Genomic DNA, 23390 nt, shown 5'->3' with positions numbered 1-23390 from the left:
AGCGGTTGAAGTGAGCAAATCAACAAACATTACGTGGCATGATGCTGGAATTACAAAAGAGGAAAGACGCGAGCAAAATAATCATCACAGTTTTGTACTATGGTTTACAGGTCTTTCGGGTTCAGGTAAATCTACCGTAGCAAACGCAGTGGCAAAAGCGCTTTTTGATAAAAATATTCGCAACTATGTATTAGATGGTGACAATGTTCGTTTCGGCTTAAATAAGAATCTAGGGTTTTCTGCTGAAGATCGTACAGAAAATATTCGCCGTATCGGTGAGGTTTCTAAGCTGTTTGTAGACAGCGGTCAAGTGGTACTAACAGCATTTATCTCTCCATTCCAAGAGGACCGAGCTCAAGTGCGTGAGATCTTAGAGGGGAATGAATTTTTGGAAGTATACGTGGAGTGCCCGTTAGAAGAATGTGAAAAAAGAGATCCAAAAGGCCTTTACAAAAAAGCAAGAAGCGGAGAAATTCGTGATTTTACAGGAATTGATTCTCCGTATGAGTCACCGGCTAATCCTGAATTAACAATTAATACAAGCACACAGTCTGTAGAAGAATGTGTACAAACTGTTATTGAATATTTAGCTAACCGAAAATTTATCTAAATGACAGCGGACTTTGTCCGCTGTTCTAATTCAAATTAAAATGTGGGAGCGCTGCGGAAACGTGGAAATGATGGAAGGGTGAAAGGCATTCATGGGGAAAGTATATCTAGTCGGTGCAGGACCGGGAGATCCAGATTTAATTACATTAAAAGGGTTGAAAGCAATTCAGCAAGCAGATGTTATCTTATATGATCGTTTAGTGAATAAGGACCTGCTGGAGTATGCTAAAAGTGATGCAGATATCATTTACTGCGGAAAGCTTCCGAACTACCATACCCTCAAGCAAGAAACAATTAACAACTTTTTAGTGAAATTCGCTAAAAAAGGAAAAATTGTAACGCGCTTAAAAGGCGGAGATCCATTTGTTTTTGGACGCGGAGGGGAAGAAGCAGAAGCTCTCGTGCAGCAGGGCATTTCATTTGAAATTGTTCCAGGGATTACATCAGGCATCGCAGCCGCTGCTTATGCAGGAATCCCTCTCACTCACCGGGAATACAGCGCAAGCTTTGCTTTTGTAGCGGGTCATCGTAAAGATAGCGAGCATGATGCAATCAAATGGGATAGCCTAGCCAAAGGTGTAGATACTCTTGCAATTTATATGGGGGTGCGGAACTTACCGTACATTTGCCAACAGTTAATGAAACACGGAAAAACCTCAGCTACGCCAATTGCATTGATTCACTGGGGAACATGTGCGGACCAGCGCACTGTAACTGGAACTCTTGGTACAATTGTTGATATTGTTAAAGAAGAACAAATTGAAAATCCAAGTATGATTATCGTTGGTGAAGTTGTGAATTTTCATGACCGATTAAATTGGTTTGAGAAGACTGGACAGCATTACTATTCGTTTGCACAAGAAGCTTACTAAAGAGGTTGATTATATGGATGCAGTTTTATATGTTTGCCATGGCAGCCGCGTAAAAGAAGGCGCTGATCAGGCAGTTGCTTTTATTGAAAGATGTAAAAAAAATCTAGATGTACCGATTCAAGAAGTTTGTTTCCTAGAACTAGCTTCCCCCACTATTGAACAAGGATTTGAAGCATGTATTGAACAAGGTGCTACTCGTATTGCAATTGTGCCTCTTCTGTTATTAACAGCTGCGCATGCAAAGCATGATATACCCGAAGAAATACACAAAGTATATGAACGTTATCCCCAGGTAGAGGTGCTGTACGGAGAACCGTTCGGCGTAGACGAACGAATTGTTGATATCTTGGTAGAGAGAATCAATGAAACCAATGTGGATAAGCATGAAGATTCGATGGTATTGTTGGTCGGCAGAGGAAGCAGTGATCCTGCTGTAAAAAAAGATTTTAACGAAATAGCTCAACTGCTAAAAGGGAAAGGTGCTTTTAAAGAAGTGAGCACATGCTATTTAGCTGCAGCTTCTCCTAATTTAAAAGAAGGCCTGCACCTTGCTAAACGAACTTCGTATAAGCAAGTATTCGTTCTTCCATACCTTTTGTTTACCGGTATTTTAATGAACGAAATTAAGGAAGAATTGGAGCAGCTATCAACAGATGCCCAGCAGTTTATCTTAGCCAACTACCTAGGTTATCATGATGGACTTGCACACATTTTAAGTCACCAAGTAAAAACGTTATTATCCAGCAAAGGAAATCAATACGATGTATACCGTTATGCTTGATTTAAAGGGTCGTTCGGTCTTAGTAGTTGGGGGCGGAACAATCGCAACTCGTAGAATTAAAGGTTTTTTACAAGAAGGAGCAGCCATTACAGTGGTTGCTCCAACTGTTTCAGCTGAAATAAATGAATGGGAAGCTAAAGATCAGCTGCGTGTAAAAAGAAAAAAAGTAGGAGAAGAAGACTTACTTAATGTCTTTTTAATTGTTGTGGCTACAAATGATCAAGCTGTGAATAAGTTTGTTAAGCAGCATATTAAAAATGATCAGTTGGTTAATATGGCCAGCAGTTTTTCCGATGGAAATATTCAAATTCCTGCACAGTTTTCTAGAGGGAGATTATCGCTAGCAATATCCACAGATGGCGCTAGCCCTTTGTTGACAAAGCGAATCAAAGAAGACTTATCCTCAAATTATGATGAGAGTTACACACAGTATACACAGTTTTTGTATGAATGCAGAGTTCTTATCCACAGATTAAATGTGTCAAAGAGCCGTAAACATGAGTTATTAACAGAAATTATCGATGATCAATACCGGCTGTCTCTAGTAAAACAGCGGGAATTTTTACAACAGATTAAAAAATACAAATAAAAAACGGCCAACTGGCCGTTTTTTATTTATACATTTTCAACTTCAATGCTTCGAATACCGCTGATTTTTTGAATTTCGTAATACACTTCTGTAGTAGGGCGCTGGTTATTAACTGACACTTTCATTCGTATATACAATTCATTGGTGTCTAAATCTTTGATTCGAATATTTTTAATTGTAATATTCTTTTCTCTAATGCTATTAGTTGTATCAAAGATATTGTGCTTATCCGCCAGCTTGAGTTGAAGAATAAGCTCTTTCTCGCGCAGTTGCCTAGGCCCCAAAATAGTAATAAGGAAGGGAAGAAGTTCAACGCTGATAATGAGCAGTACAACTCCGGTAATAGCTTCAGGATAAAACCCTGCACCTACAGCAATGCCTATACCTGCTGCTCCCCAGATAATAGCCGCTGTTGTAAGCCCTGAGATGCTGTCATTTTCTTTTCGTAAAATGACGCCCGCCCCTAAAAAACCAATTCCAGAAACAATTTGAGCGGCCAGACGAAGCGGGTCCATTGTGATATGATCACCTTTATTAAAAATTTGAGAAGACTCAATCGAAACAATTGTGAGTAAACAGCTAATAATGGAAATTACGAGAGATGTTTTTAAACCAACAGGCTTTCGTTTTAGTTCCCTTTCGATTCCAATAATAAGACCAAGTACAGCGGAAATACCTAATTTGAGCAACATTTCATTTTCCATTATTTTCACCTATTTCAATAAACATTGTTGTTTATATCTGTATGAAAGAAGAAAAACAGATATGTATCAGTATAGTAAACTTTTCTTCATAATAACAGGTGGAATTCGAAAAAATCTGATTATTTATAAAGCGCTGCGATCTTTTCTTTCAATTTATATTTTTGAATCTTGCCGGAGGCCGTCATGGGAAAGTCGTCTATAAAATAAATATGTTCCGGAATTTTGAAATGAGCAAGCTTACCTTTGCAAAAGTCTTTGATTTCTTGAGCGGTAAGAAAAGAATGTTGCTTGAGTTTAATGCATGCAGCAACTCGTTCTCCATACTTTGGATCAGGAATACCGACAATTTGCACATCTTCTACCTCGGGTATTCTATATAAAAACTCTTCAATCTCTCTTGGATAAATGTTTTCTCCGCCTCTAATAATCATATCTTTTAGACGTCCTGTAATTTTTACATAGCCACCCTTATCGATAGTAGCTAAATCTCCTGTATGTAGCCAACCTTCTACAATTGTTTTTTCTGTTTCTTCCGGCATTTTATAATACCCTTTCATTGTTAAATATCCTTTTGCACAAAGTTCTCCTTGTTCTCCGAAAGAAGCTGGTTTACCTGTAACTGGATTAATAATTTGAATCTGTACATGATTATGAACTTTGCCAACCGTTTGTACTCGCCGCTCGATAGAATCAGTTGGTGTTGTTTGGGTGATTACAGGAGATGTTTCGGTTTGACCATACGCGATCGTAATTTCATTGATGCCCATGTCATGTATGACTCGTTTCATTACTTCTGCTGGACAATTAGAACCAGCCATGATTCCTGTGCGAAGAGTAGATAAATCATATTGATTAAACTCAAGTGCATTTAATTCCGCAATAAACATAGTTGGTACACCGTGAAGAGCTGTACATTTTTCGTTCTCTACGGTGCGTAAAACAGAGGCAGGTTGAAATTCAATAATCGGTAGCATAGTAGCACCTACAGATACGCATGCTAGAACTCCCAGCACACATCCAAAGCAATGAAAGAAAGGAACTGGGATGCATAAGCGGTCTTCGTTAGTCAGTTTCATAGACTGAGCAACTAAAAAGCCGTTGTTTACTATATTATGGTGACTTAGCATAACTCCTTTTGGAAAACCTGTTGTTCCGGAAGTATATTGCATATTGATAACATCATGGATATGTAGGGATTGTTCATGCTTATTGAGAACCTCATCCGATACCGTTAAGCTACTCATTAAAAACTCGTTCCAAGATGTATGTTCGCTTGATCCACTTAAGTTTATAAGATGTTTTAGTTTGGGAAGATTATGTTCAATACTAGTGATAATAGACGTATAAGAAGTGCTTTTAAATTCATCAATGAAAAATAGCGCTGTTGTATCAGAATGACTCAATACATACTCTAATTCAGAGGATTGATAACTTGTATTAAGGGTAACCAAAACAGCGCCTATTCTAGCTGCTGCAAATTGAAGAAGCAACCATTCCGGCACATTGGTAGCCCAGATAGCGATATGGTCGCCTTTTTTGAGACCAGTGGCTAGAAGTGCCTTTGCAACTCGAGAGGTTTCTTGATAAAATTCCGCGTACGTATAGCGAATATTTTGTTCAGAGTAGATAACCGCTTCTTGATGCCCAAACTTTTTTGTACTTTCTTTTAAAAGTTTTCCAACCGTTAATTCAAGCAATGGTTTCATTTGGTTTCCTCCTTGAATAATGTTAAAGTATATATGAAAGCGTTTTCTAAAAGTAGTTTATCAAATTTAAAGAAAGTGTTCCAAAAAATCATTCGACAAATTCCTTCACTGTCCATCGTACGTATGAAGAAGAGAAGTGACTGAAGTTATCACATTGATTTCAATAAGTAAGTATACTGAATGCGAATATTGTAATAAAATAAAGAAATGTCTCCTTTTTATAAGAAGACAATGCATGTTAATAAAGAATGGTATAAAAATATGAAGTAAACAAACAAAAAATCATGCTGAATGTTGAAAGTGAAATAAATGAAAGGCCGTTGACTTTGCCTTCTTTATTAGACATTTGAATTGATTCCCAATAAGCAAGTGAAATTAAGAGAATAGACATGCAAAAGGACAAATAGAGTGCAGCTGCAATTAAGGTACCCAAGTGAACGCCTCCTTGGCGGATAATGATTTAATAGACATTATGCTAGTGTGGCTCTAGATATGCTAGTATCTATTAATTGGCTAACGTTTCGTTTGCAAGAAAATAGTTTTTAAAAATATATCGAAAAACTATTGCACAATAAAAGAAGGCATGGTATATTATTAAATGTCGCTAAGATGAACTGCTAAAGCAAACATCGAAGCGATAAACAAATAAAAAACTTGTTGACAACTAGGTTGCAACTTGTTATGATGGTAAAGTCGCTNCGAACACGGAAGTTAAGCTCTTTAGCGCCAATGGTAGTTGGGACTTTGTCCCTGTGAGAGTAGGACGTTGCCAGGCTGGAAAAGATCTCTCTTTTCTTTTAAAAAAAGTTGTTGACATTACGTTGATAACTTGATAAGATAGTNTTCTAATGATTTAAAGCCTTCACCTTGAATAGAGCTGAAATGTACGAATACATCGTCTCCGCCTTCAATTTCGATAAAACCGAAGCCTTTGTCTGCATTAAACCATTTTACTGTACCTTGTTCCATAATAGTGCCTCCTGGTGTGGAATACTCCACACTTGNTTTTAATATTAAGGGTGTAATTGCTTGTTACTTACATATCATTTAATATTTTTGTAGATATTTATTATAACCTATCAATGATTTCGAGAAAACAAAAAATGAAAGCGATTACTTTGGATTTAAAATACTAAATGAAACATAACTGTTTTTTATGAGATGTATTTTGGTTCTGAAAAAATACAGAGCTTAAGCTTAAATGGTCTAAAGTTTCTCTTATATATTAATATATAAGAAACTTTTATTCTTTCTCGTTTCGTGGCATAGCATTAGAAACTATAGAAATGTCTCCAGTATAATATTTATGCGGATAAGGATCAGAAGACTTAGCAGGCTTTGTTACAAACTCTTTCTCAAGATCACCTAATTTGGTTTCATCTGTATTATTCTCTGATACCTGTTCTAAATTATTTGATTGATTATCGCCCATATAAAATTCCTCCTTTTAATTAAACAATGCTCATTGCTCATTCATTAAGGATACATTTTTTAATAACCTGGATATAAATGCTGTTTTTATTCTATACTTTCCTGTGCTTTTTCTTCATTTAGTATATATTTGAAATAAATATTTATTACTTTTTTGAAATTGTGAACGGTTTATTTATACCTTTAAAATCCATTATGTTAATTAAGAAAGTATGTTATATTCACTTCAAAAAGCAGAGACCCATTGGCCCTGCTTGTTATTTGACTATCACTTTCCCCACCATTCCACTATTAAAATGATACCTACATATCAGTTCATATGTACCAGGATTTTGTGGTTTTACGGTAATGGTTTTTTCTTTTCCAGGCTGGACTTCAGCGTCAATTCCGAGCTTTTCTACTGTGAAGGTATGCTCTTTCTGACCTTCATTTTTTAATATCAATGTTGTCGTTTTTCCACTCGGGATAGTGATGGTTTCTGGATTAAAGTAATCATCGTTCAACTGAACCTCCATGGTTTTTTGTCTTACCATGTCTGATTCGGCCAAAACGCCGAGTGATCCTGAAGTCATCACACTGATAACCATCGCAAACAAAACGAATAGTCCCATTAACCAGTTTTTCACAGACATTTGCATTCACTCCTTTCATAAGTCATATTCTTTTCCAATTTATAAAATAATATCACTATTTTTTGTAAATTAATTATTATTTTTCCTTAATTTCAATTTTGGGGAGTCACAAATAGTTATGAACGTTGGGAGAATCTTGAGTGTTGAGAGAAGAAAATAGCAGGCTTAATCAGGACTAAATAAGTTTTATGAAAGAAGCTTCTCGATTAGGTCCCTCCATTAAATTGCCGCACTTTATAAAACAGTATTGATACTAATAGAACAGTTACAATCATATTCTTATAAAAGAAACCATTAAAAAGGAGTGTCAAGTTAGTTGATAAAAGCTAAGGTTAGTTTACGGCCTATTGTTAGTAAGATAAATTTACCTACCATTTTGAAAACAGCTATACTTCCTGGTGACTCATTTGAAAGCTTATTTATTGCAACCCAAGTAGGAGAGATCTTTTACATAAGAGACGAAGCTATACAGACTTTTTTAGATATTCGCTCACGAATCATAAAATTAGGTACGTCTGAACCAGGTGTTTCCCGCGGAGGATATGATGAACGAGGATTGCTAGGGCTAGCGTTTCATCCAGAATTTTATTATAACGGTCTGTTTTATCTTCATTACTCAGTAGCTGGAACACAAGGCCCAGGTGCACTTTCCGAACATTATAGACCTAACCCGTGTGATCCTAAAACTTCAAACTTAAGGTGGATAAATAGAGAAACTAAATATGATCATATTGATACAGTGGAAGAATGGATTTTCCAACCAAATGCTCAGCCTCAAAAAAGACGGACGTTACTTAACTTAAGAAGACCATTTTTTAATCATAATGGTGTCAACAGCTTAAACTTTTCACCTGAAACTGGAAAACTTATCTTTACAACCGGAGATGGTGGATCAGGCTATGACCCCTTTAACTTAAGTCAGAATGATATAGAAATTTACGGGAAAATAATTGAAATTGATGTAGGTAAGAATACATTTATCCATAATCCACCCGTAGTCACACGTTTTAGTGAACTCCCCTCACCTATTCAGGAAACTCTTACGCTCATTGCTAAGGGTGTTCGCAATATAACGGGCATTTCATTTCAAAAATTTTATAATCAGTACATCAAATATGTGGGAAATGTTGGACAAGACGTAGTAGAGTCGATTTTTTCATTTGTTCATTATAAGTCAATACCTGTTCCTCAACTTGTTCAAGCTTCTTTAATGAGAGCTAAACCCAGCCAAGAAGGATTTATTAACCTTGGCTGGCGGGGATGGGAAGGAGATTTTCCGACTTCGTTTATAAAAAGGTGTTCTGAAAATCCGGCCTTGGATGAGAAAATAATTGCTTATTACAATGAAGCGGTAAAAACTTCAGTGAGACGTCTTCAGCCTTTAACTAGTTATTTTCATAAAGATCCCCGCCCCAATAAATTTGGAGGGACCTCCCTTACAGGAGTTCAGCCATATATGGGAAATAATATCCCTAGCTTAACAGGAAGCGTTATGTTTACAGATATTGCACAGGTTAAAGAATCTCAATCCCCAGTTAAAGGGGTTTTAGCTTATACCAGGGCAGGTACAGATTGTAAGCTAAATGATTTTAGTGTGGTGGAAATTGATTATAATTTTGGTTCTCAATCAGCTTACTACGTTAGTTTGGGAACGAATCTGGATCAAACCAGGCTTTATTTAGGAGTTTATGGCTCTATGAAAGTGTCTGACTTTAATCAAGGTGCTGTTTTTGAAATTGTTCCATGACTTATATTTATAAAATTCGACTGGGTATTGATTTTCTCCTAAAAGTTATAGCTTAATTTTTTTACCAGCTATTTTATAGGAATAAACAAATGAACTTCCTAGAAAATAAAAAAGCCTTTAATTAATAAAGCCCATAAAAGGTTCATTTTATGGGCTACAGTACATACCTTTAGAAAGATAAAGAAATTTATCTTAACGGATATGACCTATTCCTTTAAAAGTAAATGCGACTTATTAGTCCTCCCTCTTAATTTCTTCATATATTACATGTAAGAGTTGATATATCAGGCAATGATCTAAATCTCTCTTTAACCCCTTATAATGTAAAAACAGTTAACCGAGGTGAAATTCATGTACTTTTTAAAGTCTCTTTCAAATGAAGTAAACTCTGCGCAGCTTTTTTTTAATAGACTATCTAAAACTAAGCAGCTTGTATCAGGCGCTCTTTTCGCCAGCTTAGCAGCCCTTTTTCAATCAGCAGGAGGTTTCTTACCAGGAATAGGAGTTTTTATTAGTCCATTCTCTACTGCACCCATTCTTTTTTGTTTTACACTTTCGCTCCCTCTAGGATTTATTACCTATATACTAACAAACCTGCTTCTTCTGATTATCCAGCCAAGTGAACTTATTATTTTTCCTTTTACAACAGGAATATTGGGAATGGGCATAGGAGCTGCTTTTTACTTTTTTAAAAAGAGATTATACATTGTTGTAAGTGGGGCCACTCTATTAACTGTTGGGATTATTACCCTATTGTACGGTTTCAAATTCCCAGTACTAGGTCCCGTGATTTCTAAAAATTTTTCTCTTTCTACTACTGGTTTAATTTTTGTATTTACTTTCCTTTATAGTTGGATTTGGGTTGAACTCAGCTTAGCTTATTTTAAAAAATTAAAAACATTTATTTCCTAGTGAATCTACAAATTAATCCCTTAACAAAGATAACTCGTTAAAATAATGGAGAAATCGCAATCAGTTTTTTAGAAGAACGTCAATTAGGACAATCTCATCTAAACTTTGTAAGGCTCTTTTCATTATATTTTCAAATTCAACTAAACTATTTGCCTGTTCCCCTTTAATTCCAAAGCTTTTTGCCAGTTGAACAAAATCTGGGTTTGTAAAAGTTACTCCATAGCTCTTACCAAACTTTTTGTTCATCATTTCCTGCTCTATTTTTAATGTAGAGTCGTTTAAAACAATAATGATGAATGAAAGCCCTAAGCGTTTTGCCGTCTCTATTTCAGCAAAATTCATTAAAACTCCTCCATCTCCAGTAATACAAATAGCTGGATCATTAGGGCAGGCTAGCTTAGCTCCAATTGAGCCTGGTAAAGCAATACCCATGGAAGCTAGACCATTTGATATAATGAGCCTGTTAGGGTTTTTAGGTTGATAAGTTCGGGCTATAGATACTTTATGAGCTCCCACATCTGAAATCACAATTGTTTTCTCTGAAGAGAGCTTGTCAATAATATGCAAGATATTCTCGATTGTCAAAGGCAGCAAATCGCTATCTATCTTTTTCTCTTCAATGTGATAAGATTGCTTAATTTGTTTCTGGAGATTACCAGAGGGAATCCATGGTTTAGAAGGAATATCAAGCTGATTGAATGCTCGTAAAGTCTGCTTTATATCTCCAACCAATTCGACCTCTATAGGGTAATATTCATCTACTTCTGCCGGTAAAGTATCTATATGTAAAATTGATGTTTTTTCTGTGTTCCATTCTTTGGGTAACCTTTCGACAAGATCAAACCCAATTACAATAAGTAGATCAGCTTCCTTTAAGCCTGCTAGCACTTCATCTTTTTCATTAAATCCAAACGTAAAGAAATTTTGTGGGTGATCTTTAGACAGTACACCTTTAGCCATATAACTATGGGTAACCGGTGATTGAAGGCGTTCAATAAATGGTTGAAGCTCATCCACGGCTCCCTGTCTAACAGCGCCGTTACCGATAATAACAAAAGGTCTCTCATACTGTTTAATAAGAGTATTGGCAGCCTGAATTGACTCAAATATAGGTATGCTTACGGGTATAGATGTAGGTAAAATAGGTTTAATGGGAACGATTTGAGTTGCTAAGTCTTCTGGCAATTCTACTACTACGGGTCCTGGCTTTTCCATTTGTGCAATTTTAAATGCTTTTCGAATAATCTCAGGAAGCGTTTGTGCATCTTTTATCTGAACACCCCACTTCGTTGCCGGTTCCACCATTTTGATAATGTCCATATACTGATGCGAATCTTTATGCTGCCTTCCCAAAGCAGCCTGTCCTGTTAAAGCAACAACAGGGGAATGGTCTAGCTTTGCGCTAGATATACCTGTCAATAAATTAGTCGCTCCAGGGCCTAATGTTGATAAACATACCCCTACTTTGTTTGTTAACCTTCCGTATACATCTGCCATAAAAGCAGCTCCTTGCTCATGCCTCACATTCACGAATTGAATCTGTTTAGAGTTGGATAAGGAATCAATAAAATCCAAGGTCTCTTTACCGGGTATTCCGAAAATATATTCAACTTCCTCATTTTCTAAACATTGAACAAGTGTATCCGTCACTTTCATATTGTTCGACCTCTCTCTAGATAGTATTCTGACAAGCTTATGTGAAAGGAATAGCTCATTAATCTTTATCGTATTTTTTGAGTTTCAGCTCGCAAAAACCCCAAATTTATGCAAAGAAATCCTATTCACTAACTATTGTTTATAGTGTTGCCATTAGGTTCTTATGTTAAAGACATTTTTTAGAGAATGTATAAATAATTGAATGAGTCAAAAAACTTGGAAGGAAATTAGACGGCAATGATTGTTTCTTTGTTAGTGAACAAAAAAAGCTTTATTTTTTCTGCTCTAACCTTACAAAAAGGTATCCTCTCTCTTCCCCTTCCTCTATGTTGGCTGATTGAAAGTGTAAAGATACCCTATAAAAAATTATTATTAGAACGTAACATTTTGAGGAATGTAAAAAATCCCATATACAAATAATAAGGCGCATACTCGTTTAAATTGGAGGGAGCGTTTTTATGAAAAGATTATTATTGATGGGATTTATGTTGTTATTTTCGCTAAACATGCTGGTTGAACCCAGTAGTGCTCGTGCTGAAACACAAGAGCATCGTGTTAGTCAACCTCAGGTAAAGTTTGAAAATGAATTGAGAAGACTTTGGATGGATCATGTACTGTGGACAAGCAATTATATTACAAGTGCAACAACAGCAGGATCAGAAGACCAAAAACAAGTGTTGAAAAGGTTATTAAAAAATCAAGAAGATATCGGGAATGCTGTGAAGCCGATATACGGAGAGAAAGCTGGGAATAAACTTACGGATTTGCTCAAGGAACATATTGTGATTGCTGGCAAGATTGTAGATGCGGCTAAAACGGGAAAGAAAGCCTTGGTGAATCAATTAAACCAAGAATGGTATAGAAATGCTGATGATATAGCAGCGTTCCTTAGCCAGGCCAACCCTTATTTTAAAAATGAAGATTTGAAAAAATTACTGTATACGCATCTAAAATTAGTGACAAATGATTTATCTGCAAGCTTAAAAAGAGACTGGGAGGCGAGAATCGTTGCAATTGATGAAGGAGTATCGCATATTATCTTAATGGCAGATACTATATCTGCAGGAGTTGTGAAGCAGTTTCCAAAGAAATTTAATAAATAATTTTAATAGGTACACGTAGATATTCTGCATAAAGCATCCTAACCAAAGGTTTAGTAAATTTAAACACTGGGTATTATCAAATCAAGACGATGTGTTAAGAGTACCGCCCGTGCATAGGGTGTGTCCTTCTCTATTCTATAAAAAATGGCGCCTAAAACGGCGTCATTTTTTATTTGGAAACAAGGTTACTGATTCTAGTGCGAAGGTTGTATTTATATGAAAAAGGTATATAGATTTCTATCTAATCGAATGTATTTTTACACCACTATTCAAAAATTTTTTTGGGTGAACTTCCCTTTCTTTTGGACAGACGGCTCCCATTATGCTCTCGCATCTAATTTAGGTTCATATTTATGACTGCAATGCCCTTAATGATTGTGTGAACAGTGGCTAATACTCGACTTCTATCATTTCCATGTTTAGAGGATCACTTATAAATATTTTGAAGTTTTTACACGAGAACTCCATTATGATGTATATAGTCATGCCCTTATTACCTTTTAATGGAATGAATGATGATAACAGAAAGTTAAAAAGATCAAATTAAATTAAGTTTAAGATGTCTCCATTGGGATAATATATAAATAAGCTAGATTTAATGATAATCTGGTTTATTTTCTACATTTTAGGAGGCAACAAAAAATGGAACATGGTAAAGTAAAATGGTTTAATGCTGACAAAGGTTTTGGATTTATTGAGCGCGAAGGTGGAGAAGATGTGTTTGTTCACTTCTCAGCTATTCAAGGTGAAGGCTTTAAATCCTTGGATGAAGGTCAAGAAGTGACTTTTGATATCGAACAGGGGCAACGTGGACCACAAGCGACAAACGTAAATAAAGCATAAGAAACCATACTAAAAAACAGACTCTATTTTCAGAGTCTGTTTTTACTTAAAAAGATTTTTATATCAAAACTTATTCATCAATAATTATAGTTCGTGTTTTTTTAATTCTTCTTCAAAGAAAAAGGTACTTGGGTATTTATCGACTGTATAAGAGTATCTTTTCATATTTTTTACATAATGACTTTTTAAGATTGTCACTAATTCATTCGATACTCTTATAGTTACTACTTCTCCATTACTAAATATTTTCTCACTCATAGCCATTATCCTTTCTCGCATCAAAAATAATCAGGGATTATTTTCTATATGTTTTTTTACGGCCTACTGTTTCTTTTCTCCCTCTATTTCTCTTACGTTCTGTTTTTGCCTTTTTATTACGAAGTGGTGCCACTTCAGACAATTGGACAGAGGTCATATTTGATTCTTTTGTTAAAAGCTTTAAAGTGGCTGACAGCAAAGAAACAGAATCCACTTCTTCTAATAACTTTTCCGCCATTGGCTTATATTCTACAAACTCCCCCTTGTGGATAGCGGTCAAAACCTGGTGAATGATTGCTTCCTGATGCCCTGCCATTACCTCACTAGAAGTAGGAGGTGATTGTCTAGACATTTTGGTTTTCGTGACATCTTCGATTACTTTTAAGTGATTACGTTCTCTTGGAGTTATAAAGGTAACTGCCAATCCCTTAGTACCTGCCCGCCCTGTTCGGCCAATACGATGAACATAGCTTTCAGGGTCCTGAGGAATATCAAAATTGTAGACATGGCTAACACCTGTAATATCAAGTCCTCTTGCTGCAACGTCGGTTGCAACCATAATCTCAATCGTATGATTCTTGAATTGACGAATTACATCGGCACGTTTGGATTGCGTCAGATCTCCATGAATGCCTTCTGCTGCATATCCACGCTTTTTTAGCCCTTCAGCAAGTTCATCCACACGTTTTTTTGTGCGTCCAAACACAATAGCAAGGTCTGGTGATTGAAGATCTACGAGATTACAAAGAACATCAAATTTTCGATTCTCTGGAATTTCCATATATTGCTGCTCGATGTTCTTTACCGTTAACTCCTTCGCTTTTACTTTTACGAGTTCAGGATCGTTCATAAATTTCTGGGCTAGACTTTGTACTTGCTTCGACATGGTTGCTGAAAATAGCAAGGTTTGGTGGGGAGAAGAGATTCCACCAAGAATCGTTTGGATATCTTCAATAAAGCCCATATTTAACATCTCATCTGCTTCATCCAGAACAGCTGTACGAATATGATTTAAACGAATGGTTCTTCTTTTCATATGGTCCTTAAGGCGTCCTGGGGTTGCTGAAATAATATGCGGTCTGTTTTTAAGGGCTTTGATCTGACGATTAATATCCTGACCTCCATAAATGGGCAGCGTTTTAACTCCTTTTACCTGCCCAATTCGGTTTAACTCCTCTGCTACTTGAATAGCCAGTTCGCGTGTCGGTGCTAAGACTATTCCCTGAATCCCTTCTTCACTAAGCTCAACCCGNAAAAAGAGTGAATGCAATCATTCACTCTTTAATCTAGCCATAGGGCTAATATACTTAAAAGCTGTTGTTTTGTTTCTTCCACAGGACCGTTGTTATTGATCACCGCATCGGCTAAGGCTACTTTTTGAATCAATGGCAGCTGTGCATGGATACGCGCATAGGCATCCTCCGCCGAGAGGTTATTACGCGACTTTAACCTTTCTAGCTGCACAGACTCATCGACATATACAACTACTACTTTATCGACTAAATGTGTCAAATCGCTTTCAAACAGCAGCGGAATATCTAATACAACGGCTTCGTAACCTTCCTCTATATAGCTTTCCTTTTGAGAAAGCATTTCTTTTCTTACGGCAGGATGTACAATTGCATTCAACTTTTTACGTTCTTCCTCTTGATAAAACACAATTTCCCCTAAAGCCGCTCGATTGATCTCCGCGTTCTCGTGAAGAATAGAACGGCCGAACGTCTCGACAATTTGTTTGTATGCTTCTTTTCCTGGTTTTACGACTTCTTTTGCAATGTGATCAGCGTCGATTACTGGAATATTGATATCTCGTAGCATTCCGGTTACCGTGCTTTTCCCGCTTGCAATTCCGCCTGTTAATCCAATTACAATTGACATTGGCCTCTCCTTTATCTCTTTATTTAAAATCTAAAAATACCTAAAATAATGAGCAGAACTCCTGGTACAAATGAGAACATTTTCATCCATGATAAACGTGAAAAAACCTTGCCAAATTGTATGCCCGCACTTAAAAAAAGAGAACTCATAAGAGCTACAGCAATTGCTAGAGCATACGGCGAATAACCTAATAAAGCCGCTCCAAACCCCGCTCCAAATGCATCAAGAGATAATGCAATTCCAAGTATAAATGCTTCAATACCATTGATGGAACCTGAATTATCTAAATCTGCTGCAATTGGCTTTTTTAATACGTTAATGACTAGGCCAATTGACTTAATTTCAATTTTCACTAATGTTTTTTCTTCTTTTACTCGAGGTGAATCTGCCGGACAAAAAAACTGGTATAAAATCCACATCCCAAGCAGAACAAGAATACCTCCGCCTACTTTATTTAGTACATCCACTGAAAATAGATGCGTAAGTACTTTTCCTAAAAACATAGAAAACATTAAAGAAAATGCTGAGCAACATGAAATAATAAAAATGGATTTCAGCGGGATTTTCACCTTTCGAAGTCCGTATGTCAGGCCAACACTAAAGCTGTCAAGACTTACGGCAAAAGCAAGAATAAGTAAAGAAAATGTTATCATGATGAGAGGACTCCTTTCCTTTCTGTCTATACGTAGTATATGAAAGGAGCCCATCCATTGTTATTTTTTATCCGGCTGACAATTTGGGCAGATATGTGTTCCTCTACCGCCTACAACAAATTTTTCAATTGGGGTACCGCACATTTTACAGGATTCGCCTTTTCTTCCGTACACATAAAGCTGCTGCTGAAACATGCCTATTTGTCCCTGTGTGTTTACATACGTGCGAATGGTGCTGCCTCCTTGTTTCACAGCTTCTTGAAGAGTCGCTACAATTTCTTCGTACAATTTTTCATACTCTTCGTCTGTTAATTGGCTGGCCACTCGTTCAGGATGAATCCCTGCGCGAAACAGTGCTTCATCTACATAAATATTTCCAAGGCCAACCACGACATTTTGATCGAGTAAAACCGGCTTGATTTTTCGAGAGGTTTTGCCGATTCTCATTTTTAATTGACTAGGATTAAATGTTTCGTCAAACGGTTCAGGTCCAAGGCCAATAAGAGGAGGAAACAGATCTTCCTCTCCCTTTTTAAATAAGTGCATAGTACCAAACTTCCTTACATCCCGGTATCGCAATTCCGTTCCATCCGTGAAGTGAAAAAAGACGTGTACATGCTTATCTGGTTCTTCTGCATTCTCATGGAGAGCATATTTCCCTTCCATACGCAAATGAGAAACCATCGTATAATCATCGAGCACAATTTTCAAAAATTTACCTCTGCGTTCAACATCTCGAATGGTTTGTCCAACAAGCGCATCACAAAACTGTTCAACTTGTTCAGGACGTTTGATAATATTAGGCCATTTAACTGTTACACGCTCAATGGTCTTTCCACTGGCTAATTCAATTAACGTACGTCTGACGGTTTCAACTTCTGGTAATTCTGGCACGTTTGTCACATCCTTTTTCCACTACTTTGCTTCGTACCAAGTCTTTCCGTAAGAATAATCTACTTTCAACGGAACTTCTAACTCTAAAGCGTTCTCCATTACTTCTGGTACGATTTTCTCTAAAATTTTAATTTCTTCTTCTGGGGCTTCAAAAATCAGCTCATCGTGTACTTGAAGCAGCAGCTTAGCCTGAAGATTTTCATCTTTTAAGCGCTTATCCATTTCAATCATTGCTTTTTTAATAATATCAGCTGCCGTCCCTTGGATAGGCGTATTCATAGCCGTACGCTCAGCGAAGCTGCGGAGGTTAAAATTTCGGCTCGTGATTTCAGGCAAGTAACGTCGGCGGTGCAAGAGCGTTGTTACATATCCCTTTTCTTTTGCATCGCGTACAATCGTATCCATATACTCCTGTACACCAGGGAAGCTTTTTAAATAGCGTTCAATAAAAGTAGCCGCTGCTTTTCTTGTAATTCCTAAACTTTGCGATAAACCGTAATCACTGATGCCATAGACGATTCCAAAGTTAACTGCTTTAGCCTGGCGGCGCATATTGGACGTTACTTCTTCTCTTTCGACGTGGAACACATCCATCGCTGTTTTCGTATGAATATCTAAGTCATGCTTAAACGCATCAATTAGCTTTTCATCATCTGCAATATGAGCCAGTACGCGCAGCTCAATTTGTGAATAATCCGCTGCAAATATCAACCAATCAGGCTGTGAAGGCACAAACGCACCTCTTATTTTTTTACCTTCTTCAAGACGAATCGGGATGTTTTGCAAGTTAGGATCTACTGAGCTTAATCTTCCCGTTTGAGTTAATGTTTGATTAAAGCGGGTATGAACTTTTCCATCGCTTTCATGAATAACCTTTTTTAATCCTTCAATATACGTAGACTGTAATTTTCCTAGCTGACGGTATTGTAAAATCTCTGGGATAATATCATGGGTACTAGCTAATTGCTCTAATACATCAGCTGATGTGGAATAGCCTGTTTTTGTTTTCTTTATGACCGGAAGCTGCATTTTTTCAAAAAGAACAACTCCTAGCTGCTTTGGCGAATTAATATTGAATTCTTGTCCAGCGTATTCGTAGATTTCCGCTTCAATTTTTTCAAGCTGCTCTCGAAGATCTTCGCCCATTTCATCCAAACGCGCGCGGTCAATTTTCACCCCTTGATATTCCATATCAGCAAGGACAATGGCAAGAGGCATTTCAAGCTTCTCAAACAGCTCAAACTGTTCATTTTCCACCAATTCTTTTTCTAACACTTCTTTTAAATAAGCTACGGCGGCTGCTTTTCTTACAACATGCTCAGCTAGCTGATCAGCTTCTGCAATGCTTCGCTTAGCTCCTTTTCCATACACAGCTTCATCTGATTGCACTTGATGGTATCCTTTTAATTTTGCAATTGTCGCTAGGTCATCATTTGCCTCAGCAGGGTTCAAGATGTAAGAAGCAATCATTACATCATGTTCAATTCCTTTAATTTCATGCCCCGCCCATTTTAACGATACAATCGTACGTTTCCCATTAAACACCGTCTTTTTTACACGTCCATCTTCTAACCATGCTTTAAATTTAGAAGATGAAAGAGCTGTATCTTTATCAATAAAATAGTGACCATTTTTGTTGCTGATTCCAAAACCGAGCAGCTGATTGTGATGGTAGTTTTCTTCATACCCTTCTACGATCAGAGCTGCTTCGCTTGTTAACATATCATCGTGAACTTCCTGCGCTATTTCAAACGTTAGTTCTTCAAAATCTGCTTCCTCTTCTGCTGATTCACCAAATTTAGCAAGCAGAGAATTAAACCCAAGCTCTTTAAATAATGAGATGACCTTTGAAGATTCAAACCCGTCATACTTTGCATCTTCTACAGATACTTCAAGAGGCGCTTCGCAATAAATAGTTGCAAGCTTTTTACTCATGATAGCTGATTCACGATTATCTTCTAGCTTTTCTTTTAATTTTTTACCGCTGACTTGATCGATAGATTTCAATACATTTTCAACCGTTTCGAACTCTTTTAATAGCTTTAAGGCTGTTTTTTCGCCGACTCCGGGCACGCCTGGGATATTATCCGAGCTGTCCCCCATAAGGCCTTTCATATCAATAATTTGTGCAGCCGTAATACCATACTTTTCATCAATGGCTGCAGGCGTATAGGAATCGACATCCGTAATTCCTTTTCTCGTAATATCTACGGTTACATGTTCTGACACAAGCTGAAGTAAATCTTTATCACCAGAAATGACTTTTACGGCCATTCCTTTTTGTTCAGCTTGTTTTGAAAGCGTACCGATAATATCATCTGCTTCATAATCAGGCAGTTCATAGCGCTTAATCCCATATGCATCTAATAACTCACGAATAAAGGGAAACTGCTCTGAAAGTTCAGGAGGCGTCTTTTGTCTTCCTCCTTTGTATTCTGTAAATGTTTTGTGGCGAAACGTTGTTTTCCCTGCATCAAATGCCACAAGTAAATGTGTCGGCTTCTCTTCCTCTAAGATACGTGTCAGCATTGTAGTAAAGCCATATATGGCATTTGTATGTATTCCTTTATCATTGTTTAAAAGCGGCAAAGCAAAAAATGCACGGTAGGCAATACTATTCCCGTCAATTAATACTAGTTTTTGTGTCATTCATGTTCCTCCATTTCGCTCTCTTCTTATCTTACCTTTATTTTAGCAAACAATAAGCTTTAAGGACAAAAAGTAATCTTGAGTTCAACGTTTTATTTTCATGTGGTGATAAGATCTGTACATCATAAAATAAAAACACCGCCTAGTTATTTTAGGCGGTGTAACATGTGAATGGATAGAAATTGTCAAAAAGAATCGGCGAAAATAGCACGGTTAAAGCTATTTTCGCCTTACACATTGGCTCCTTGGATGAAGGGGTTTCCATGAAAAATTGTATCAATTAATTATTAAGCTACATTAAATAAATTGTAAAAGGAACGTAAACATTTTACATCTGCGGCAAATACTTGTGCAGCTTGACCGAAAAAGTTGTCCCTTTATTGACTTCACTTTTCACTTCAATTTCCCCTTTATGAGCTTCAACGAGATGTTTAACAATTGCTAATCCAAGACCTGTTCCTCCGGAATTACGGCTTCTTGCTTTATCTACTCGGTAAAAGCGCTCAAAAATACGTGAAATTTCATCAGAATCAATACCGATACCTGTATCTTGAACATGAACCGTAATCGTTTCTTCTTCCTCTTCAAGCGAAACGTGAACAGTTCCTTCAGGCATTGTATACATGAGCGCATTGCCGATTAAGTTAACAAACACTTGCATAAGGCGCTGACTGTCACCATCAATCCACGCTTCTTCAGGAAGCGTATCTAACGTTAGCGTGATTTCTTTTTCAGTCGCTCGGTTTGATAGCACTGTTATGACCTCATAGAGAAGGGTATTCAAATCTACTGGATGGATGCTTAGCTTAAACCCTTGCTGTTCAACTTTAGACAAATCTAAAAGATCTTGAATCAGACTCTCCATACGCTGACTTTCCGTTAAAATGATCGATAGAAACTGCTGGCGCAGCTGTGGATCTTCCATGGCACCGTCTAACAATGTCTCACTAAACCCTTTTATAGACGTAATAGGAGTTTTTAGTTCATGAGACACATTTGCTACAAAGTCACGGCGAACTTGTTCTAGCTTTTTCAGCTCGGTAATATCATGGAAAACAAGCACAATCCCTTTCCATTCATCGTTTAAGCCAATAATCGGCGCTCCGTAAACATCAAAATATCTTCGTTCAATATTTAAAGGGAGAACCACTTGTTTTCGAACCTTTACTTCCGTCATAAATATTTTTTCCACAAGCTTAATGATTTCTTTATGCTCAAATACCTCGTAATACAAATGATAAAGGAAGTCATCCGGATGTATATGAAACTGCTCTTTATAAGCTCGATTCACTAAGTTTATATAGCCTCTACTATCGATAAGAAGCATGCCGCTTCCCATATTTTCAATTAGCGTGCGCAGCCTGTCCTGCTGCATTTCTTGATTAGTGATAGACTCTTGCAGATTACGAGCAAGTGCGTTAATAGACTGACTCAGCATCCCTGTTTCATCTACATAATCTTCATATGTACGAGCTTTATAATTCCCTTTTGCAAGTTCCATAGCCACTTTGGTTGCCGATTCAATAGGACGGGTATAGCGTCCCATAATCTTTACACCTAAGAGTAAAATCACAATCAAAGCTAGACCTAAGCTTCCAATAAGAAGGCCCCAAATTTGCTGATTTACTTGTTTTAATGAATCAAACGATGTACTCAGCACAACAAATCCCTCTTGCTTACCTTTTATAATAAGCGGGATGCCATAGTAATATAAGTCGTAATCTTCTTTAATTTGATCAAAGCTTTTTTTACTGTTTAACTGCTTTTTTAATACTTGTTGGATTACGATACTTTTTTCGATTCTTTGCTGCTTGCTGCCTGGATTTGAGTCAACTAATATTTTTCCGTCTTTTTGAACGATAGTCGTTCGTACACTTAACGAATGGCTGATTTGATCAACTTTAGATTTTAAAGCAGGACTTGTGATACCTTCTTCGCTAATGTACATTTCTACAAGCTTTGCCTCTTTTTCCATTCGCTCTTGAAACGTCTGAAAATAAAAGTTTTTAAACAACTGTCCCAGCAGCAGGCCAAGACCTACTAATACAATAATAATAAGTACTAATAGAGCCAAAAGTAGCCTTGAACGAAATTTATTCATCTACCTTTGGTTCCTCCAGCTTATATCCTAATCCTCTAATCGTTTTTATATAAACAGGTTTTCGCGTATTGTGTTCAATTTTCTCACGCAAATGGCTGATGTGCACATCTACAATTCGCGTATCTCCGGCAAAATCATAATTCCACACTGCACTTAGCAGCTGATCACGAGTTAATACCCGTCCTTTGTATTTTGCCAAATATAATAATAACTCAAATTCTTTCGGAGTAAGCTCAAGCTGCTCTTGATTAAAGTATGCCTCATAATGATCTGGAAGAATTTTTAAATCACCGATCATAATGCGCTCGCCATCTTCCTCTTGTTCATTTTCCTGAGCAATGATTTGTGTTCTGCGTAAAATGGCTTTTACACGCGCTACTACTTCTCGAGGGCTAAATGGTTTCGTCATGTAGTCATCTGCGCCAAGCTCTAGCCCTAATACTTTGTCGAACTCATCGTCTTTTGCAGTTAACATTAAAATAGGCGTCATCACTTTTTGCTGACGAAGCTTTTTACAAACTTCAATTCCATCCATCTTAGGAAGCATCAAGTCTAACACAATTAAATCCGGTTTTCCTTCTAGTGCCTTGTTGTATCCTTCTTCCCCGTCTTCAGCTGTTTCTACTGTAAAGCCAGCTTGCTGTAAATTATATTGTAATAATGTTGAAATTGATTGTTCATCATCTACGACTAATAATTTCTTACTCATATTAACGATATAAGCCTCCATTTAGTTAAATTAAACCGCAGCTTCATCCAAATGATATTATTTTCTATTTATCTTCTCTTATCATACAATGTTTTAGCCTCGTTCTCCAATACATTTCAACATTTTCAGAAAATATGACCAAACAGTTTCTTCTATATTTATAAATATTTAAGGCGTTTTAAAAATTTTCAAAGTCGTGTGTCTCTACCGATGGAAGTCTAAACGGCGGATACACAAGAAACCGCGCCGTTACTACTTTCTCTTTTTGCTCATTGACCGCTTCCACCTCAATCGTAACAGTTCTAGAAGAAACATCTACCTCTGTCACTTCAAATAAAAATTCAATCGTGCTATAATGATGAATCTTTTTAGGGAAGGCTACCGTATGTTCTGCAACGTGGCTTCCAGGTCCGGGCAAATACTTTGAAATGGCTGCTGTCATAATACCGGTAATCATAATACTTGGCACAATAGGTTTTTTAAAAGGGGTCTGAGATGCGTAATCATGCTGAATGTATAAAGGGTTAGAATCGTTTGTCAGCCCTAAGTACAATAAGATATCTTTATCTTCAATTCGTTCCGTTAGCGTTAATTTTTCTCCAACTTTTATATCTTCAATACTTCGGCCTATTTTTTGTTTTTTACCTAATACCATCATCATTC

The 23390-nt window shown here is 36.9% G+C and carries 21 protein-coding genes and 2 pseudogenes; 8 read left to right on the top strand and 15 right to left on the bottom strand.

The features are described 5' to 3' along the window. Window positions 1–10 precede the first annotated feature (10 nt). From cysC to ACFX4W_RS16600, 4 genes are all read left to right on the top strand, one after another. Window positions 11–610, top strand: coding sequence for an adenylyl-sulfate kinase (gene cysC, locus ACFX4W_RS16615; protein WP_014457932.1), 600 nt, complete (start codon window positions 11–13; stop codon window positions 608–610). Between the two features lie 91 nt (window positions 611–701). Next, window positions 702–1481 (top strand): uroporphyrinogen-III C-methyltransferase, encoded by a 780-nt coding sequence (cobA, locus tag ACFX4W_RS16610; protein WP_165575746.1) that lies wholly within the window; start codon window positions 702–704, stop codon window positions 1479–1481. Between the two features lie 13 nt (window positions 1482–1494). Then, a complete protein-coding gene (locus ACFX4W_RS16605; protein WP_097824842.1) occupies window positions 1495–2262 on the top strand; it encodes a sirohydrochlorin chelatase in 768 nt (255 codons plus the stop codon). Next, window positions 2243–2851 (top strand): NAD(P)-binding protein, encoded by a 609-nt coding sequence (locus tag ACFX4W_RS16600; protein ID WP_043977187.1) that lies wholly within the window; start codon window positions 2243–2245, stop codon window positions 2849–2851. Before ACFX4W_RS16605 ends, ACFX4W_RS16600 begins: the two co-directional genes overlap by 20 nt. 26 nt (window positions 2852–2877) lie before the next feature. Here ACFX4W_RS16600 and ACFX4W_RS16595 read toward each other — a convergent pair whose 3' ends face one another. From ACFX4W_RS16595 to ACFX4W_RS16570, 6 genes and pseudogenes are all read right to left on the bottom strand, one after another. Continuing rightward, entirely contained in the window at window positions 2878–3555 is a 678-nt protein-coding gene (locus tag ACFX4W_RS16595; protein ID WP_013059577.1) for an MgtC/SapB family protein, read from the bottom strand. Between the two features lie 119 nt (window positions 3556–3674). Further along, entirely contained in the window at window positions 3675–5261 is a 1587-nt protein-coding gene (locus tag ACFX4W_RS16590; RefSeq protein WP_043977184.1) for an AMP-binding protein, read from the bottom strand. 238 nt (window positions 5262–5499) lie between these two features. Continuing rightward, a complete protein-coding gene (locus tag ACFX4W_RS16585; protein ID WP_025752735.1) occupies window positions 5500–5694 on the bottom strand; it encodes a hypothetical protein in 195 nt (64 codons plus the stop codon). A gap of 410 nt (window positions 5695–6104) precedes the next feature. Then, window positions 6105–6230: pseudogene (locus ACFX4W_RS16580) on the bottom strand (cold-shock protein); the annotation flags it as partial. A gap of 274 nt (window positions 6231–6504) precedes the next feature. Then, entirely contained in the window at window positions 6505–6693 is a 189-nt protein-coding gene (locus ACFX4W_RS16575) for a hypothetical protein (RefSeq protein ID WP_043981808.1), read from the bottom strand. 256 nt (window positions 6694–6949) lie between these two features. Next, window positions 6950–7324, bottom strand: coding sequence for a cupredoxin domain-containing protein (locus ACFX4W_RS16570; RefSeq protein ID WP_043981807.1), 375 nt, complete (start codon window positions 7322–7324; stop codon window positions 6950–6952). Between the two features lie 316 nt (window positions 7325–7640). Between ACFX4W_RS16570 and ACFX4W_RS16565 the strand changes: the two genes are divergently transcribed. After that, window positions 7641–9071 (top strand): PQQ-dependent sugar dehydrogenase, encoded by a 1431-nt coding sequence (locus tag ACFX4W_RS16565; RefSeq protein ID WP_043981806.1) that lies wholly within the window; start codon window positions 7641–7643, stop codon window positions 9069–9071. A 351-nt stretch (window positions 9072–9422) separates the two neighbouring features. Beyond that, window positions 9423–9983 (top strand): hypothetical protein, encoded by a 561-nt coding sequence (locus ACFX4W_RS16560; protein ID WP_043981805.1) that lies wholly within the window; start codon window positions 9423–9425, stop codon window positions 9981–9983. A gap of 60 nt (window positions 9984–10043) precedes the next feature. Here the strand turns inward: ACFX4W_RS16560 and ACFX4W_RS16555 are convergent, their stop codons facing one another. Further along, window positions 10044–11639 (bottom strand): acetolactate synthase large subunit, encoded by a 1596-nt coding sequence (locus ACFX4W_RS16555; protein WP_043981804.1) that lies wholly within the window; start codon window positions 11637–11639, stop codon window positions 10044–10046. A 458-nt stretch (window positions 11640–12097) separates the two neighbouring features. On the opposite strand from ACFX4W_RS16555, the gene ACFX4W_RS16550 reads away from it, so the two are divergent. Both ACFX4W_RS16550 and ACFX4W_RS16545 read left to right on the top strand, forming a co-directional pair. Beyond that, on the top strand, window positions 12098–12742 hold the full coding sequence (locus ACFX4W_RS16550) for a glycosyltransferase (protein WP_162214007.1): 645 nt from the start codon (window positions 12098–12100) through the stop codon (window positions 12740–12742). 642 nt (window positions 12743–13384) lie between these two features. Next, on the top strand, window positions 13385–13585 hold the full coding sequence (locus ACFX4W_RS16545) for a cold-shock protein (RefSeq protein ID WP_013056409.1): 201 nt from the start codon (window positions 13385–13387) through the stop codon (window positions 13583–13585). A 295-nt stretch (window positions 13586–13880) separates the two neighbouring features. Here ACFX4W_RS16545 and ACFX4W_RS16540 read toward each other — a convergent pair. From ACFX4W_RS16540 to ACFX4W_RS16505, 8 genes and pseudogenes are all read right to left on the bottom strand, one after another. Beyond that, a pseudogene (locus ACFX4W_RS16540) lies at window positions 13881–15104 on the bottom strand (DEAD/DEAH box helicase); the annotation flags it as partial. A gap of 20 nt (window positions 15105–15124) precedes the next feature. Then, window positions 15125–15721 (bottom strand): dephospho-CoA kinase, encoded by a 597-nt coding sequence (gene coaE / locus ACFX4W_RS16535; protein WP_377559798.1) that lies wholly within the window; start codon window positions 15719–15721, stop codon window positions 15125–15127. 23 nt (window positions 15722–15744) lie between these two features. Then, window positions 15745–16374: a sporulation membrane protein YtaF gene (ytaF, locus tag ACFX4W_RS16530; RefSeq protein ID WP_016765704.1), complete on the bottom strand. Its 630-nt coding sequence runs from the start codon at window positions 16372–16374 to the stop codon at window positions 15745–15747. A 60-nt stretch (window positions 16375–16434) separates the two neighbouring features. Then, window positions 16435–17268, bottom strand: a complete 834-nt coding sequence (mutM, locus tag ACFX4W_RS16525) for a DNA-formamidopyrimidine glycosylase (RefSeq protein WP_043976015.1) — start codon at window positions 17266–17268, stop codon at window positions 16435–16437. 21 nt (window positions 17269–17289) lie between these two features. After that, window positions 17290–19917 carry a DNA polymerase I gene (gene polA, locus ACFX4W_RS16520; protein WP_043976012.1) on the bottom strand — a complete coding sequence of 876 codons (2628 nt, stop codon included), beginning with the start codon at window positions 19915–19917 and terminating at the stop codon, window positions 17290–17292. A 328-nt stretch (window positions 19918–20245) separates the two neighbouring features. Further along, entirely contained in the window at window positions 20246–22018 is a 1773-nt protein-coding gene (gene pnpS / locus ACFX4W_RS16515) for a two-component system histidine kinase PnpS (RefSeq protein WP_043976010.1), read from the bottom strand. Next, complete coding sequence (locus ACFX4W_RS16510) at window positions 22011–22727, bottom strand: response regulator transcription factor (protein ID WP_013085192.1); 717 nt, start codon at window positions 22725–22727, stop codon at window positions 22011–22013. The genes pnpS and ACFX4W_RS16510 overlap by 8 nt, the downstream gene beginning before the upstream one ends. Before the next feature lie 178 nt (window positions 22728–22905). Continuing rightward, window positions 22906–23382, bottom strand: a complete 477-nt coding sequence (locus ACFX4W_RS16505; protein WP_016765707.1) for a MaoC family dehydratase — start codon at window positions 23380–23382, stop codon at window positions 22906–22908. Between the last annotated feature and the right edge of the window lie 8 nt (window positions 23383–23390).

Origin of the sequence: Priestia sp. YIM B13489, from assembly GCF_042787645.1 — a bacterium.
Taxonomy (GTDB): Bacteria; Bacillota; Bacilli; order Bacillales; family Bacillaceae_H; genus Priestia; species Priestia megaterium.
This window is presented reverse-complemented; position numbering and strand designations above follow the sequence as displayed.

Coding starts and splice junctions, on each gene's coding strand:
- ytaF (WP_016765704.1), bottom strand. CDS start 16,374: ATGATAACATTTTCTTTACTTATTCTTGCTTTTGCCGTAAGTCTTGAC.
- ACFX4W_RS16605 (WP_097824842.1), top strand. CDS start 1,495: ATGGATGCAGTTTTATATGTTTGCCATGGCAGCCGCGTAAAAGAAGGC.
- ACFX4W_RS16555 (WP_043981804.1), bottom strand. CDS start 11,639: ATGAAAGTGACGGATACACTTGTTCAATGTTTAGAAAATGAGGAAGTT.
- ACFX4W_RS16590 (WP_043977184.1), bottom strand. CDS start 5,261: ATGAAACCATTGCTTGAATTAACGGTTGGAAAACTTTTAAAAGAAAGT.
- cobA (WP_165575746.1), top strand. CDS start 702: ATGGGGAAAGTATATCTAGTCGGTGCAGGACCGGGAGATCCAGATTTA.
- ACFX4W_RS16510 (WP_013085192.1), bottom strand. CDS start 22,727: ATGAGTAAGAAATTATTAGTCGTAGATGATGAACAATCAATTTCAACA.
- ACFX4W_RS16560 (WP_043981805.1), top strand. CDS start 9,423: ATGTACTTTTTAAAGTCTCTTTCAAATGAAGTAAACTCTGCGCAGCTT.
- ACFX4W_RS16595 (WP_013059577.1), bottom strand. CDS start 3,555: ATGGAAAATGAAATGTTGCTCAAATTAGGTATTTCCGCTGTACTTGGT.
- ACFX4W_RS16600 (WP_043977187.1), top strand. CDS start 2,243: ATGTATACCGTTATGCTTGATTTAAAGGGTCGTTCGGTCTTAGTAGTT.
- ACFX4W_RS16545 (WP_013056409.1), top strand. CDS start 13,385: ATGGAACATGGTAAAGTAAAATGGTTTAATGCTGACAAAGGTTTTGGA.
- pnpS (WP_043976010.1), bottom strand. CDS start 22,018: ATGAATAAATTTCGTTCAAGGCTACTTTTGGCTCTATTAGTACTTATT.
- ACFX4W_RS16550 (WP_162214007.1), top strand. CDS start 12,098: ATGAAAAGATTATTATTGATGGGATTTATGTTGTTATTTTCGCTAAAC.
- polA (WP_043976012.1), bottom strand. CDS start 19,917: ATGACACAAAAACTAGTATTAATTGACGGGAATAGTATTGCCTACCGT.
- coaE (WP_377559798.1), bottom strand. CDS start 15,721: ATGTCAATTGTAATTGGATTAACAGGCGGAATTGCAAGCGGGAAAAGC.
- ACFX4W_RS16505 (WP_016765707.1), bottom strand. CDS start 23,382: ATGGTATTAGGTAAAAAACAAAAAATAGGCCGAAGTATTGAAGATATA.
- ACFX4W_RS16575 (WP_043981808.1), bottom strand. CDS start 6,693: ATGGGCGATAATCAATCAAATAATTTAGAACAGGTATCAGAGAATAAT.
- ACFX4W_RS16570 (WP_043981807.1), bottom strand. CDS start 7,324: ATGTCTGTGAAAAACTGGTTAATGGGACTATTCGTTTTGTTTGCGATG.